The organism is Janibacter sp. HTCC2649 (genome assembly GCF_000152705.1).
Taxonomy (GTDB): Bacteria; Actinomycetota; Actinomycetes; order Actinomycetales; family Dermatophilaceae; genus Knoellia.
Window position 1 is genome coordinate 4,091,354 of the sequence record NZ_CH672413.1, and the last position, 13,859, is coordinate 4,105,212.

Here is a 13,859-nt window from a genome sequence, read left to right on the forward strand (position 1 = left end):
TTCCGTCGGTACCGACGGAATGCGCAATCAGTGCCACGCCGCGACGGATTGCGCAATAAGTCGGGGTGGGGGGTCAGGTGTCGATGCGGAGGGCTTCGACGGGGGCGACGGCGATCGCGCGCCGCGCCGGGCCCTGTGACGCCACGAGCACGAGGACCACGCCGGCGACGGCGATCCCTGCGAGGGCGCCGATCGGCAGCCCCCAGACGATCCCGGGCGTGGGAGCGCCGACGAGCGACTGCGCGCCGAGCGTGCCGTAGACCAGGCCGAGGACGATCCCGAAGATCACCGCCGAGGCGGACAGCGCGACGGACTCCTTCGTGATCATCGTGCGCACCTGACGTCGGGTGAAGCCGAGCGAACGCAGCAGCCCGATCTCGCGGTGACGCTGGATGACCGTGAGCGACATGGTGCTGACGAACCCGACGGCCGCGATGACCGCCGAGATCACGATGATGCAGATGAGGATCACCGACGTGACGGCGAGGGCCTGGTCGGCCTGGGCCGCCTGCGACGGGTCCATCTCCCAGGAGTGCACCGACGCTCGCAGCGCCGACATGCCCGAGGCAAACGTCGTGACGAGCGTGACGCCGATGACGAGCCCCATGGTGGACCGCGTCGTGCGCAGCGGGTCGAGCAGGGCGTTGCGCCGCGCGACCACGCTCGCGGGGTCCCGACCCAGCAGTCGGCTGAAGGCCGCCACCACACCGGGGATGACGAACCGTGCTCCGATGAGGAAGCCCGTGCCTGATGCCGCCGCACCGAGGAAGGCCAGGACGAATCCGACCCCGGGGTTCGACTCACCGAGCACTGCTCCGAGGGCGAGCGCGAGGAGTCCGCCGATGATGCCGAGCCCGGCGAGGATGCTCCGGATGACGGAGGACCGGCGGGGCGTGGGGATGGGAGCCGATGAACCGGCCATGGCGCTCGCGGGGGAGACGCGCAGGACCACCCGGGAACCGAACCACCCGGCAATGGTCGCCGACGCCGTGATCGCCCCGAACGCTGTGAGCAGCTGCGGTTCGAACCAGGCGTATGCCGCGTCGGGCAGGGTCTCGCGTGCCACCAGGACCGCTCGGGTGAGGTGGGTGAGCGCCGTGCCGACGAGGATCCCGGTGAGTGCACCGAGCGCGCCGACCGTGGCGGTGCCCCTCATGACCGAGCTGCGGAGTTCGCGCCCGCGGGAGCCGAGGAGGCGGAGCAGGGCGATGTGGCGGAGCCGACCCGAGATGACGGTGTCGACGGCGCCGACGATGACGACGGCTCCGACGTAGAGCGCGATGAGGATGAACACGCCGGCGACGATGCCGAGGAAGAGGGCCTGAGCGCCGCCCGACTGCGTGCTCAAGGTCGACAGCAGCGACGACGTCATGATGAGCACGGCGGCATACGCTCCGCACAACCCGGCCACGAGACCCACGGTGCCGAGCTCGCGCAGGCTGCCAAGGGTGAGGTTGCGTCTCATGCGGCACCGACCTCGAAGCCGATGAGCAGGTCCGAGATCTGCTGTGGGGTGAGCGCGTCGTGGTCGCCCACGAGACGGCCGTCGGCGATGACGAGGATCCGGTCGGCGTAGGACGCGGCCACCGGGTCGTGGCTCACCATGGCGATGGTCTGGCCGTACTCACGGGCGGCCGTCCGCAGCAAGGTGAGGACCTCGCGTGAGCTGCGCGAGTCGAGGTTGCCGGTCGGCTCGTCGGCGAAGATCACGGCCGGGCGGGAGGCGAGGGCGCGGGCAATGGCCACACGTTGCTGCTGCCCGCCGGAGAGCTCGCTCGGCCGGTGGGTGATGCGGTCGGCGAGGCCGAGCGTGCCGACGAGGTGGTCGATCCAGGCCCGCTGTTCGTCATCGATGCGCCGCCCCGCGAGCTCGAAGGGCAGGAGGATGTTCTCGTGCGCCGAGAGGGTCGGCACGAGGTTGAAGGCCTGGAAGATGAAGCCGACCTCGCTGCGGCGCAGGGTGGTGCGGGCGTCGTCCCCCAGGTGGGTCAGTGCGGAGCCGGCGAGCATGACCTCTCCGCTCGTCGCGTCGTCGAGTCCGGCCGCGACGTTCATGAAGGTCGACTTCCCCGAACCCGACGGACCCATGATCGCCGTGAAGCCCCCCCGGTGGATGTCGACGGTGACCTCGTCGAGGGCGGCCACCCTGCCGGTGCCCTCGCCATAGATCTTGGAGACCCGACGGAGTGAGACGACGGGCTGAGCTGCGCTGTGCTGCAACGTTTCTGAGTTCATGGCTACGACGCTAGGGATGCGCGGACCGCAGCACATCCGGCGCCGGGACCAACCGGCATACATCGTGGGGTGTATGCCGCGCAGCGGAACGTAGGCTCGACGCATGAGCCAGACACCGGACACCAACCCGATCGATGCCCTCTCCGACGCCGCGCGAACAGCGGGGAGCGATGTCGATGCCCAGACGACCCTGTGGCAGGCGATGTTCGAGCTGGAGCGCTGGTACTTCGTGGCCCGAGGCACGATGCCGGACGTTTCGCCTCTCGTCGGGGTGGTCGACGGTGTGCCGTCACTCCTGGCGTTCACGACTGGTGCTCGGGCACGGGAGTTCGCCCTCAAGAGCGGGTTCAGCGAGGAGGAGGCGAGTCAGGTTCTCGGCGTGCCGACCACGGGGGTGCTCGACCTGTGCGACCAGTTCACCACGCAGGGTGTGGAACGCCTCGTCATCGACCAGGGGGTGCTCGGGTTCTTCGCGCCGCTGGCGCAGCTGCGCCCGATCCACGGCTTCATCAACCGCCCACGCAGGGCGCCTCGCAGCTAGAGCAGGCCGTGCTCGTAGGCGTAGACCACGAGCTGGACCCGGTCGCGCAGGGCGAGCTTGCCGAGGATGCGTGACACGTGGGTCTTGACGGTCGCCTCGGAGAGGAACTCGGCGGCCGCGATCTCGGCGTTGGACAGGCCCTGAGCGGCCCGCAGCAGGATCTCGCGTTCGCGTGGGGTGAGGCGCTCGTAGTCGGCACCCGGCGTCGCAGTGGCCCGCTCGCGGAAGCGTTCGAAGACAGCGCGAGTCGCCCCGGCGGCCACCACCTGCGTCCCGTCGGCGACGGCTCGGATGGCCGCGAGCAGGAACTCGGGGCGCGTCTCCTTGAGGACGAACCCGGACGCACCCGCCTCGATGGCGTCGGCGGCGAGCTCGTCGAGGTCAAAGGTCGTGAGGACGAGGACGCGCGGGGCGTCCTCGCCGAACCGCGCGACGATCAGGCGGGTCGCCTCGACCCCGTCGACACGTGGCATGCGCACGTCCATGAGGACCACGTCGGGACGGGAGGTCTCGACGAGCGCCACGGCCTCGCCCCCGTCACCCGCCTCACCGACGACGGTGAGGTCGTCCTGGCTGCCGACGACCATGGCGATGCCGGCGCGGAAGAGCGCCTGGTCGTCAATGAGGGCAACACGGATCGTCATGCGGGACTGCCCGGGATGTGCGCGTCGACGATCCACCGGTCGCCCTCTCGTCCGGCCGCGAACGTGCCGCCAGCAACCGTGGTCCGCTCTGCCATGCCGACGAGCCCGTGCCCGCCCGAGGGTGGGTCGACCGCCGATCCGTTCACGTGGTTGGTCACGTGCAGACGGTAGCCGTCGGTCCAGTCGACGGCGACGTGGACGGGTGCCGAGAGGTCGCCATGCTTGAGCGCGTTGGTGAGGGACTCGCCGAGGAGCCGGTGGGCCGTGAGCGCGATGAGCGGGGACTCGTTGCGGGTGCCGGTCTCGGTGAGGTCGAGGGCCATCCCGGACGCACGCATCCGATCGACCAGCTCGGCCTGCTGCGCATAGCCGGGGGTGCTGGGCTGCAGCGCCGGGTCGCGGAGCTGCGCAACGATGGTGCGGAGGTCGGTGATTGCTGTGCGAGCCGTCTCGCCGATGACCTCGAGAGCACGTTCGGCGCCAGCAGGATTGTCCTGCAGCGCATATCGCGCACCATCACTCTGCGCCGCGACAACCGCCCAGGAGTGGGCGACGACATCGTGCATGTCGGCGGCGATGCGTCGGCGCTCCTGCTCGATGTCATAGAGTTCGGTGACTCGGCGTCGTTCGACGGCTTCGAGCTGGGCGTCGACCCGTGCCTGGATCGTTTGTCGGCTCTGCCACCGCAGGTAGCCCGCGACCCATCCACCGAAGACGAACAGCGCGGCGGTGGAGCCCAGCCCGATGGCCGTTGCCCAGCCGGCGAAACTGGCGATGTCGCCCGCGCCACGTAGCAACCCGTAGGTGGCCGCGCCAGCCACGGCGACGCCCGCCCCGACCAGCCCGAACTTGCGAACGCGAGCGTCCCGGTGAGATCCGAGCGTGAAGAAGCACACGGCATACGCCGCGTTGGCGAGGTAGGCGATGTCGGACCCGACCACCTGCGAGACGGCGCCGGCGAAAGCAAAGACCGACATGACCTGCCACGACACGCGTCGGAACGCCAGGGCCACCGCAAGGAGCACGGTGGCGATGGCCGCACCCATGCCGAGGCTGACGTGGATGGCCAGCATGACGAGCCCGAAGAGGACGGCGCCGACGATGTCGAGGACCAGCTGCCGACGCGTCGCGCGCTGGTCACCCCACACATCGGTCATGCCGCCAGCCTAGGCAGACGGGGGAGGCTCCGTCGTCCCTCGCGCGACGGACCGGCATACCTCTGTAGAGGTATGGGCGGCAGACGACGAGGAGGGCGACACCGTCGCGGTGCCGCCCTCCTCGCAAACTTCAGGCCGTGTGCCGGCGCGGGTTCACGCGTAGGCGTTGTAGACCTGCTGGGCGTAGCGCACTCGGGTGGAGTGGTAGCAGGTGCCGCACCGCTCGTACTTCGACTCGAACGCGGTGACCGCGGCGTCGATCGTGGTGGCCGCCTTGAGTGACGCCTTGCCGAAGCCGGAGAAGGTGTTCAGCTCGTAGGTGATGAACTTCAGCTGGAGGTTCAGGGCCCACACCGACTGTCCCTGCTGGTTGGAGTACCAGACGGTGTTGTCGTTGGTGTCGTGGTCCCAGCGACCGCCGACACTCCACTGGGCGATGCCGCGACCGGCGCCGCCCGGCTGGGAGGCCCGCGGGTCGATGCTGCTGCCGGACTCCTGCATCAGGTTGCCGACGATGCCGGCGGACTGCACCTTGGTGTAGCCCGCGCTGACGAAGTAGTTGAACGCCGCCTGCTGGTTGTTGAGCGAGAAGCTGTGCGAGGCGTTGTTGTTCTTGAGGGCGGTGATCAGGTTGGCCTTGGCCCCTGCGGCGATGGTCTGCGAGGTGCCCTGGTAGTCGCTGTTGTAGTAGACGGTGACGGGCTTGGTGCTGCGGTTCCAGACGGACGCGGCGTTGTTCTTGACGCAGATGCCCTTGCCCGTGCCGGTGCCGCGGAACTCGTAACAGGTCGGCTGGGTTGCGCCGTAGTCGCCGATCGATCCGGTGAAGTCGGAGATGGAGCCGGCCTCATTACTGTTGTAGTAGTAGCAGAACTCGCCGGAGTCGCAGATGCCGTCGCGGCTGGCGGCTTGTGCGGTCGACGGGAGGGCGATCCCAGCCAGGATCATGACGAACGTAGCAAGGGGTGCGAGTAGGAACGCGGTACGTCGCGCGGAACTGCGGGTGCTCATCGATTCTCTCCCTGGTACTGATGACGGACGGGGCCTGGTCCCGGGCGGGGCTAGGCCTGATTGCGGAGGTACTGCTCCCAGGTGACCTTGGTGACCTGTGGTCCGTCGTCGGGGGCGTTGCCCGACAGGCCGTTGCGGCCTTCGTAGTACGCGCCGATCTGCTTCTGCGCGGACAGCGAGAGATCGGTGTCGTTGGTGGCGACGGCGTGGATGTGCCAGGGCCAGTCGTCCTGGCTCGGGTTGCGCAGCCAGGCTGCGAAGCCGACGCGACGCAGTGCCGTGACGGCCGCGGTGCGCTGGGTGGTGGACAGCGCCTCGGCATCAAGGTCGGCGGTTCCACCACCGTCGTGGGTTCCGGCGGAGGTCGGGTCGACGTCGGGCGAGTAGGAGCCCTGCTCGACGACGAACGCCTTGCCGGCCAGCAGCCGCGCCTCGGCGAGCATCGCGACCGTGCGGGTGTTGAAGGGGAAGCCCTGAAACGTCGTCCGCGCACCTGGCGTGACCGGCCGAGTGACCGAGAACCGCTGTGCGCCAAGGGAAGTCAGTGATGCCTTGCCGGGCAGGCCGGTGGCACCCAGTCCGGTGTAGCCCAACGAACGCTGCCACGCGGCATACGCCGTGCGGGTCACGCTGCCGAAGTGACCGTCGACGTACTGACTGTCCAGGAAGCCGCGCGCGACGAGCGCCTGCTCGACCAGGGTCACGCTCGGTCCGGCGCCCGAGGTGATGCCCGTGCCGGTCTTGACCGGGTCCCACTGAGCAGCCAGCAGCACCTTCTCCATGTCGATCGAGGGGAGCGCGGCGCTCGCGGGCCCGGCGCCGATGGTGGCCAACGCCGCGGCTCCCGAGCCGGCGAGGAACACCCTCCGGCCAAGTGCCAGTCGTGCGTTGTCAGCCCTCTTCATGTCCCCCATGTGGACATCCTGCCGCGCGGACTGCGATACCGCCTGCTGAAGAATCCGGGAGGGGTGCAACCTGCCGGAATCGTGTGGTCCACTGCTGTCGTGGATCGTGTGAGGTGGGGGACCGGACCTGTTGTGCTTCTCGCTGTCCTGGCGCTGAGCGGCTGCTCCGAGGTCAACAAGGGGTCGGCCAAGGGTGCAGACTTCGAACGCGCACTCAAGGCGCGCCATGGCGCGCTGGTCGAGGACATCCATGTCGGTGCCCAGAATTCGCTGCCCTGGATGGGGACGTTCGACGCGACGGTGACGCTGCTGCCCACAGCGTCGATGGCCGATCTCGCCGCGGTCGAGAGCACCATCGCTGAGATCATCAAGGATCCCTCCGACTCAGCAGTGGTGTGGGCCAACGGAATTGAGATCTGTGCCGAGGGCGCCGGTCCTCGTGCGCAGCACCTCGCGTTGCGTGGTCAGTTGCTTGCGTCCTCGGCTTCCCTGGCGGGGCGTCTCGAGTGCGAGGACGGGTATGCCGGTGAGCTGGCAGACCTGTCCGCGGACATTCCTGTGGTCCAGTCCGCCGTCGCTGCGGACGCCTCCATCACGGACCTGCGGATCGACGGTCGCATCAGGAAGCCCTCCGGCGAGGTCGACGGGCTGTGGCGCGAGCTGACTCCCCACGTCGCCGAAGCGCTGGGCGCAGTGACGCAGGAGGACCTCAACTCGTTCGAGCTCCATGGCACTGACCTCAGCGTGAAGGTTCAGCCGGGCGTCGACGTGACGAAGCTGGGTGCCGACGTGAAGGACGTCGCACCGGACGTCGTCCTGACCGTGCTCCAGGGCGACGACGGTGCGTCGGGTGCCCCCGAAGCGGCCGCACTCCGCGCCGAACTGGGCCGACTGCCGGGTGTGCAGTCGGTGCGTTTCACGTCGGCCAAGCGGATTGTCGTCAGGGTGGCGACGCCAGCCGATGTCGCGCCGATGGTCGGTCGGGCTCGTGAACTGTCGTCGGCGGTGGGCTCGTTCCATCTCCACGTCACGACCCAGGCGAGCGACAACCCGCTGTGGACGGTTGACGCCGGTGCGGACTTCGAGGTCGCGGCGGATGCTGATCTGGCCCACGTCAAGGACTTCGCCGCCCTGGTGGGTTCGGACAAGATCTCGGCAGTGGGATGGCGCGAGGACCGGGGTCGTGCGGCGGGTGCCCCCATGGTGACCATCACGGCGCCGGGGGGCGGGGACCTGAGGGACGTCCTGCCGATCGTCAAGGCCCACGTCCCCGACGGAGCGGTTCTCAACCTCCACCTCGGGGACAAGGACTACTACTTCGATGTGGCCTCGAAGCTCGACTCCACGGACGGGCAGGTGCGCGAGCTCCCGCGCACGTTCGTCGAGACGTGGAACTCCATCCTCTGATCACCCGCCCGCACCGGGCACAATGGCGCACGTGTCGAAACCCCTGACCGGAGCGCGCTCCTCCCTCAGCTGGCTGGCCCCGCTGCTCGTCATCGTGCTCGTCGTAGGGGTGTGGTGGTTGGCCAGTCGCGACGACTCGACCGGCTCCACGGGCTCGCCGGGCGCTCAGGCAACGGCGACCACGGGACCCAGCGGGACGGCATACCCGTCGAACACGCCTGACTCGGGACTGGACACGATCGCCGAGTCGAAGCTGCCCAAGGAGGCGAAGGCGACGCTGGCGCTGATCCGCGCGGGCGGTCCCTACAAGTACGACCAGGACGACAAGACCTTCCAGAACCGAGAGGGCATCCTGCCGAGCCAGAAGAAGGGCTACTACCGCGAATACACCGTGGTGACACCGGGATCCGGCGACCGCGGTGCCCGTCGGATCATCGGTGGCCGCGACGGTGACCGGTATTGGACGGACGACCACTACGACAGCTTCCGGCAGATCCAGGAGGGGCAGTGATGCGAGTACTCAACGATCGTGTCGATCTCGACGGGCTCATCGCGGACGCCGTCGAGGAGGGTCGACAGGTCCAGGTGATCCCGGGGCGCGCGACGAAGCAGGCAACCCTGGAGGCGTTCTCGCAAGAGCTGAACTTCCCTGAGTGGTTCGGCATGAACCTCGACGCGCTCGCCGACTGTCTCGACACGCTGGCCCGGGAGAGCGAGGGGGAGTGGGAGATCGTCTGGGACGGGATCGCTGAACTCCGCCGCGACGACCCGCGCGCCGCCGCCGGGATCGAGAGCATCCTGCGCGAGCTCAACGACGAGCACCCCAAGGTCCACGTCACCCTCATCAACCGCTGACCCGACGAGACGACCAGCTCTTCGTGAGACGTCCACCTCCAGGTGGACGCGTCGCCAAGAAGTGGTCGTGTCGTCGTGGGGTGCGGGTGTCCGGGGGCTGTGGGACGGTGAGGCCATGGTGAGTCCTCCGGATCTGAGTCCTGCTGCCCAGCGGCTCCGCGACGTCGTGCGCCACGTCAGCGATGCCCAGCTCAACCACCCGACGCCGTGCGAGGGCCGCACCGTTGCGCAGCTCCTCGCCCATCTCAGCGGCCTCACCGCAGCCTTCCGCGCCGCCGCCGACAAGGAGCTCGGCCCGCTCACGGACACCACCCCCGACCAGAACGGTTGGCCCGAACCGGCATCGACCTGGCGCGACGACATCCCCGCGCAGGCCGATCGGCTCGCCATCGCCTGGCACGACCCCGAGGCCTGGACCGGCATGACCCGCGCGGGCGGCTTCGACGCACCGGCCGAGGTCATGGGGCTCGTGGCGCTGGGCGAGATCACCTTCCATGCCTGGGACCTCGCGACCGCGACCGGACAGGAGCTCGAGGTGGACGACGCAACGACCGACGCGCTCACGGCATACGTCGAAGGCTTCGACCCGAGCGGCACCCCCGGAATGTTCGGTCCGGCGGTGGACACGCGCTGGCCCACGCCGTTCGAACGCGTCATCGCCCGCACCGGTCGCGACCCGCGTTGGCAGGCACCCGAAACCGCCTGACCGCCGCTGGCAGGATGGCCCTGTGACGACACCCACCGAGACCAACGTGCAACTGTCCGAGATCATGCGCGCCTACGACGCCAACCTCCTCGGCACGGTCCATGGCGGCAACCTCATGAAGGCGGTCGACAGCACCGCCGGCGTCGTCGCCAACCGCTATGCCGGCGGACCGGCGGTCACGGCCGCTCTCGATGAGATGAGCTTCCTGACACCGGTCCGGGTCGGCGACGTCCTCCACACGAGCGCGCAGCTCAACTGGGCCGGCCGCTCCTCGATGGAAGTCGGAGTCCGGGTCGAGGTCGACCGCTGGGATGCCGTCACCGAACGGGTTCACGTGGCCAGCGCCTACCTCGTGTTCGTTGCCGTCGACGCGGAGGGCAAGCCCAAGACCATTCCGCCACTTGATCTGGAGACGCCCGAGGAGCGCCGCCGCTTCCGCGAGGCCGAGATCCGCCGCGAGCACCGCCTCGCGATGCGTGCCGCCATCGCCGCCTCGCGCGAGAGCGAGGACAACGCATGACCGCCCGCACCGTCGCCCTCCTCGGCTCGACCGGCTCGATCGGCACCCAGGCCCTCGACGTCATCGGCCGCAACCCCGAGCGCTTCACCGTCGTCGCGATCAGCGCCGGCAGCAACATCGACCTCATCGCCCGCCAGGCGGTCGACTTCGACGTACCCTTCGTTGCCGTCGCGTCCGGCGCGCCTGAAGACGTGAGAACCGCAATCCGCGCGTATGCCGTGGAGCTGGGCAAGACGGCATACGCACCGGAAATCGTGGTCGGGGACCAAGCCGCCGAAGCGGCTGCCGCCGTCGGGGCCGATGTCGTCCTCAACGGCATCACCGGTTCGATCGGCCTGCGACCCACCCTCGCCGCGCTCAAGGCCGGCTCCACGCTGGCCCTCGCCAACAAGGAGTCGCTCATCATCGGCGGCGACCTCGTGCGCCGCGCGGCCAGGCCCGACCAGATCGTCCCCGTCGACTCCGAGCACAGTGCCATCGCCCAGTCGCTCCGAGGAGGCCGCGCCGACGAGGTGCGCCGGCTCGTCGTCACCGCCAGCGGTGGTCCGTTCCGCGGCAGGACGCGTGCCGAACTCAAGGACGTCACGCCAGAGCAAGCCCTCGCGCACCCGAACTTCTCCATGGGTCGCGTCATCACGACGAACTCCGCGACGCTCGTCAACAAGGGGCTCGAGGTCATCGAGGCGCACCTGCTCTTCGACATCCCCTACGACCGGATCGACGTCGTCGTCCACCCGCAGCAGCAGATCCACTCGATGGTCGAGTTCCGCGACGGGTCGACGATCGCCCAGCTCGGGCCGCCCCGGATGCTCGTCCCGATCGCGCTCGGATTGTCCTGGCCGGAGCGGCTCGACGACATCGATGAGCCCTGCGACTGGACCAAGGCGCAGTCCTGGGAGTTCGCGCCGCTCGACGACGCGGCGTTCCCCGCGGTGCGGCTGGCCCGACGGGTCGGCGAGGCGGGCGGGACCTTCCCCGCCGTCTACAACGCCGCCAACGAGGTCGCCGTCGACGCCTTCCACGAGGGGCGGATCGGCTTCGTCGACATCGTCGACTCCGTGGAGCGGGTCGTGGATGCCCATGCGGGCGCGCATACTGGGAGTGATTTCGACTCGTCGACCGTTGAGGGAGTGCTCAGCGCCGACGCTTGGGCCCGGGGGCAGGCCGCCACCGAGCTCGGGCTGTAGTCCACTCAGACCCGAAGACACCGAGGTGCTCGTTTCATGACCGTTCTCGCTTACATCGTGGGCGTGCTCGTCCTCGCCTTCGGCGTGGCTGCCTCCATCGCGCTGCACGAGGTCGGCCACCTGGTGCCGGCCAAGCGGTTCGGCGTGCGCGTCACCCAGTACATGGTCGGCTTCGGGCCCACGGTGTGGTCGCGCAAGCGTGGTGAGACCGAGTACGGCATCAAGGCGATCCCGCTCGGCGGCTACATCCGGATGATCGGCATGTTCCCGCCCCGCGCCGGCGACGACCCGACCAAGATGCGCGTCTCTTCGACCGGGCGCTTCAGCCAGCTCGCCGACGAGGCCCGCAAGGCGTCGCTCGAGGAGATGCGCCCCGGCGACGAGAACCGCGTCTTCTACCGCCTGCCGGTGCTGCGCAAGGTCATCATCATGCTCGGTGGCCCGTTCATGAACTTCGTCATCGGCACCGTCCTCCTCACCGTCCTCGTCACCGCCCACGGCGTGCTCGCGCTGCAGGACGGCGCCCGGGTCGCGAGCGTGGCCCAGTGCGTCAAGACCGTCGACGAGGCCAAGACCAACCCGAGCTGCGCTGGTGCCCCTGACACTCCGGCCAACGCCGCCGGCATCCTGCCCAACGACGAGATCAAGACCATCAACGGCGAGCCCGTCACGTCCTCGGCCGACGTCGGTCGCCTCGTGCGTCCCCGCGTGGACCAGCCCACCTCGATCGTCGTCCTGCGTGACGGTGCTGAGAAGACCCTCACCGTCACCCCGATCCTCAACACCCTGCCCGCCTATGACGACGCGGGCCAGCCGATCCTCGACGCCGACGGCACGCAGAAGGTCGTCGAGACCGGCTACCTCGGCATCTCCTCGGCGGGAGTCCTCGGCTATGAGACCCAGCCGGTCACCGCGGTGCCAGGCATCATCGGCGACAACCTCTGGCGCACCGCCGGGGCCATTTTCAAGATCCCGCAGAAGATGGTCGGCGTTTGGAACGCCGCCTTCTCCGGCGAGAAGCGCGACATCGAGAGCCCCATGTCGGTCGTCGGCGTCGGTCGCGTCGCCGGTGACGTCTCCGCGGGCAAGCTCGACAACTTCGTGGGGGAGTCGTGGAGCGACAAGGCGTGGTTCCTCGTCATGCTCATCGCCTCGCTGAACTTCATGCTCTTCGTCTTCAACCTCATCCCACTGCTCCCGCTCGACGGCGGTCACGTCGCCGGCGCGCTCTGGGAGGGCGTCAAGAAGAGCTGGGCCAAGGCCCGCGGCAACCCCGACCCCGGTCACGTCGATGTCGCCAAGGCACTTCCCGTGGCGTATGCCGTGTCGCTGGGTCTGTTGGTCATGTCGGCTCTGCTGATCTACGCCGACCTGGTCAACCCGATCAACCTCGGCGGCTGACGTCGGGTACGCGCCCTTTCGCTGTGTCGACTGCCGCGTCGGTCGTCACAGCAGGGTGAGGGATACTTGGTGACATGACTGTTGGTCTCGGTATGCCGTCCCTGCCCGCTCCCGTTCTGGCGCCGCGTCGCAAGACCCGCAAGATCAAGGTCGGCAAGGTCGAGGTCGGAGGCGACGCCCCCATCTCGGTGCAGTCGATGACGACCACCCCGACGACCGACATCAACGCGACCCTGCAGCAGATCGCCGAGCTCACCGCGTCCGGCTGCGACATCGTGCGCGTGGCCTGTCCGACCCAGGACGACGCCGACGCCCTGCCGGCCATTGCGCGCAAGTCGCAGATCCCCGTCATCGCAGACATCCACTTCCAGCCGAAGTACGTCTATGCCGCGATCGACGCTGGCTGCGCAGCCGTGCGCGTCAACCCGGGCAACATCCGCCAGTTCGACGACCAGGTCAAGCAGATCGCCGCCGCGGCCAAGGACGCTGGCGTCTCCATCCGCATCGGTGTCAACGCCGGGTCCCTCGATCCGCGCCTGCTCAAGAAGTACGGCAAGGCCACGGCCGAGGCGCTCGTCGAGTCGGCTGTCTGGGAGGCCGGGCTCTTCGAGGAGCACGACTTCCACGACTTCAAGATCTCGGTCAAGCACAACGACCCCGTCGTCATGGTCAAGGCCTATGAGCTGCTGTCCGAGCGGGGCGACTGGCCCCTGCACCTCGGTGTCACCGAGGCGGGGCCGGCGTTCCAGGGCACCATCAAGTCGGCCACGGCCTTCGGTGCGTTGCTGTCCAAGGGCATCGGCGACACCATCCGCGTCTCCCTGTCGGCTCCTCCCGTCGAGGAGGTCAAGGTCGGCAACCAGATCCTGCAGTCGCTCAACCTCAAGCCGCGCAAGCTCGAGATCGTGTCGTGCCCGTCGTGTGGCCGCGCCCAGGTCGATGTCTACACGCTGGCCGAGCAGGTCACCGCTGGGCTCGAGGGCATGACCGTGCCGCTGCGCGTTGCCGTCATGGGCTGCGTCGTCAATGGTCCCGGCGAGGCGCGTGAGGCCGACCTGGGTGTCGCCTCCGGCAACGGCAAGGGCCAGATCTTCGTCAAGGGCGAGGTCATCAAGACCGTGCCCGAGTCGATGATCGTCGAGACCCTCATCGAAGAGGCCATGCGCATCGCCGAGGAGATGGGCGAGCCCATGGACGAGGCCTCCGCAGGTGCGCCGAGCGTGACCGTCAGCTGAAGCGCTGGTGAGCGGACGGCATACCCGCCGTTCGTGAATTGATGCACGACAGCAC

The 13,859-nt window shown here is 68.8% G+C and carries 15 protein-coding genes; 9 read left to right on the forward strand and 6 right to left on the reverse strand.

What is annotated here, in order from left to right:
- Positions 1–73 precede the first annotated feature (73 nt).
- On the reverse strand, positions 74–1,465 hold the full coding sequence (locus JNB_RS19530; RefSeq protein WP_009778267.1) for an ABC transporter permease: 1,392 nt from the start codon (positions 1,463–1,465) through the stop codon (positions 74–76).
- Positions 1,462–2,235 carry an ABC transporter ATP-binding protein gene (locus JNB_RS19535; RefSeq protein ID WP_009778268.1) on the reverse strand — a complete coding sequence of 258 codons (774 nt, stop codon included), beginning with the start codon at positions 2,233–2,235 and terminating at the stop codon, positions 1,462–1,464. Before JNB_RS19535 ends, JNB_RS19530 begins: the two co-directional genes overlap by 4 nt.
- Positions 2,236–2,338: 103 nt before the next feature.
- On the opposite strand from JNB_RS19535, the gene JNB_RS19540 reads away from it, so the two are divergent.
- Positions 2,339–2,776, forward strand: a complete 438-nt coding sequence (locus JNB_RS19540; protein WP_009778269.1) for a hypothetical protein — start codon at positions 2,339–2,341, stop codon at positions 2,774–2,776.
- On the opposite strand, the gene JNB_RS19545 is transcribed toward JNB_RS19540, so the two are convergent.
- The 4 genes from JNB_RS19545 to JNB_RS19560 form a co-directional block, all read right to left on the reverse strand.
- Complete coding sequence (locus tag JNB_RS19545; protein ID WP_009778270.1) at positions 2,773–3,420, reverse strand: response regulator transcription factor; 648 nt, start codon at positions 3,418–3,420, stop codon at positions 2,773–2,775. The two genes, JNB_RS19540 and JNB_RS19545, sit on opposite strands and share 4 nt — an antisense overlap.
- A complete protein-coding gene (locus JNB_RS19550) occupies positions 3,417–4,577 on the reverse strand; it encodes a sensor histidine kinase (RefSeq protein ID WP_009778271.1) in 1,161 nt (386 codons plus the stop codon). The genes JNB_RS19545 and JNB_RS19550 overlap by 4 nt, the downstream gene beginning before the upstream one ends.
- A 153-nt stretch (positions 4,578–4,730) precedes the next feature.
- Positions 4,731–5,525 (reverse strand): phage tail tip lysozyme, encoded by a 795-nt coding sequence (locus tag JNB_RS19555; protein WP_009778272.1) that lies wholly within the window; start codon positions 5,523–5,525, stop codon positions 4,731–4,733.
- A gap of 113 nt (positions 5,526–5,638) precedes the next feature.
- Positions 5,639–6,502, reverse strand: a complete 864-nt coding sequence (locus tag JNB_RS19560) for a peptidoglycan-binding protein (protein WP_237700718.1) — start codon at positions 6,500–6,502, stop codon at positions 5,639–5,641.
- A 90-nt stretch (positions 6,503–6,592) separates the two neighbouring features.
- On the opposite strand from JNB_RS19560, the gene JNB_RS19565 reads away from it, so the two are divergent.
- The 8 genes from JNB_RS19565 (at position 6,593) to ispG (ending at position 13,804) form a co-directional block, all read left to right on the forward strand.
- Entirely contained in the window at positions 6,593–7,900 is a 1,308-nt protein-coding gene (locus tag JNB_RS19565) for a hypothetical protein (RefSeq protein ID WP_148232524.1), read from the forward strand.
- A 22-nt stretch (positions 7,901–7,922) separates the two neighbouring features.
- Positions 7,923–8,411 carry a ribonuclease domain-containing protein gene (locus JNB_RS19570; RefSeq protein WP_009778275.1) on the forward strand — a complete coding sequence of 163 codons (489 nt, stop codon included), beginning with the start codon at positions 7,923–7,925 and terminating at the stop codon, positions 8,409–8,411.
- Positions 8,411–8,755 (forward strand): barstar family protein, encoded by a 345-nt coding sequence (locus JNB_RS19575; RefSeq protein WP_009778276.1) that lies wholly within the window; start codon positions 8,411–8,413, stop codon positions 8,753–8,755. Before JNB_RS19570 ends, JNB_RS19575 begins: the two co-directional genes overlap by 1 nt.
- Before the next feature lie 67 nt (positions 8,756–8,822).
- The gene (locus JNB_RS19580) at positions 8,823–9,461 is read left to right on the forward strand and encodes a TIGR03086 family metal-binding protein (RefSeq protein WP_202795245.1); all 639 of its coding nucleotides are present in this window, start codon (positions 8,823–8,825) and stop codon (positions 9,459–9,461) included.
- Between the two features lie 22 nt (positions 9,462–9,483).
- Complete coding sequence (locus JNB_RS19585; RefSeq protein ID WP_009778278.1) at positions 9,484–9,981, forward strand: acyl-CoA thioesterase; 498 nt, start codon at positions 9,484–9,486, stop codon at positions 9,979–9,981.
- The gene (gene dxr, locus JNB_RS19590; protein ID WP_009778279.1) at positions 9,978–11,168 is read left to right on the forward strand and encodes a 1-deoxy-D-xylulose-5-phosphate reductoisomerase; all 1,191 of its coding nucleotides are present in this window, start codon (positions 9,978–9,980) and stop codon (positions 11,166–11,168) included. Before JNB_RS19585 ends, dxr begins: the two co-directional genes overlap by 4 nt.
- A 36-nt stretch (positions 11,169–11,204) precedes the next feature.
- On the forward strand, positions 11,205–12,569 hold the full coding sequence (locus JNB_RS19595) for an RIP metalloprotease (protein WP_009778280.1): 1,365 nt from the start codon (positions 11,205–11,207) through the stop codon (positions 12,567–12,569).
- 74 nt (positions 12,570–12,643) lie between these two features.
- On the forward strand, positions 12,644–13,804 hold the full coding sequence (gene ispG, locus JNB_RS19600; RefSeq protein WP_009778281.1) for a flavodoxin-dependent (E)-4-hydroxy-3-methylbut-2-enyl-diphosphate synthase: 1,161 nt from the start codon (positions 12,644–12,646) through the stop codon (positions 13,802–13,804).
- Positions 13,805–13,859 lie beyond the last annotated feature (55 nt).

Excerpts from the sequence above, each read along its gene's own strand:
- JNB_RS19555 (WP_009778272.1), bottom strand. The coding sequence starts at position 5,525 with ATGATCCTGGCTGGGATCGCCCTCCCGTCGACCGCACAAGCCGCCAGC.
- JNB_RS19545 (WP_009778270.1), bottom strand. The coding sequence starts at position 3,420 with ATGACGATCCGTGTTGCCCTCATTGACGACCAGGCGCTCTTCCGCGCC.
- JNB_RS19595 (WP_009778280.1), top strand. The coding sequence starts at position 11,205 with ATGACCGTTCTCGCTTACATCGTGGGCGTGCTCGTCCTCGCCTTCGGC.
- JNB_RS19575 (WP_009778276.1), top strand. The coding sequence starts at position 8,411 with ATGCGAGTACTCAACGATCGTGTCGATCTCGACGGGCTCATCGCGGAC.
- JNB_RS19570 (WP_009778275.1), top strand. The coding sequence starts at position 7,923 with ATGGCGCACGTGTCGAAACCCCTGACCGGAGCGCGCTCCTCCCTCAGC.
- JNB_RS19550 (WP_009778271.1), bottom strand. The coding sequence starts at position 4,577 with ATGACCGATGTGTGGGGTGACCAGCGCGCGACGCGTCGGCAGCTGGTC.
- ispG (WP_009778281.1), top strand. The coding sequence starts at position 12,644 with ATGACTGTTGGTCTCGGTATGCCGTCCCTGCCCGCTCCCGTTCTGGCG.
- dxr (WP_009778279.1), top strand. The coding sequence starts at position 9,978 with ATGACCGCCCGCACCGTCGCCCTCCTCGGCTCGACCGGCTCGATCGGC.
- JNB_RS19560 (WP_237700718.1), bottom strand. The coding sequence starts at position 6,502 with ATGGGGGACATGAAGAGGGCTGACAACGCACGACTGGCACTTGGCCGG.
- JNB_RS19530 (WP_009778267.1), bottom strand. The coding sequence starts at position 1,465 with ATGAGACGCAACCTCACCCTTGGCAGCCTGCGCGAGCTCGGCACCGTG.
- JNB_RS19535 (WP_009778268.1), bottom strand. The coding sequence starts at position 2,235 with ATGAACTCAGAAACGTTGCAGCACAGCGCAGCTCAGCCCGTCGTCTCA.
- JNB_RS19540 (WP_009778269.1), top strand. The coding sequence starts at position 2,339 with ATGAGCCAGACACCGGACACCAACCCGATCGATGCCCTCTCCGACGCC.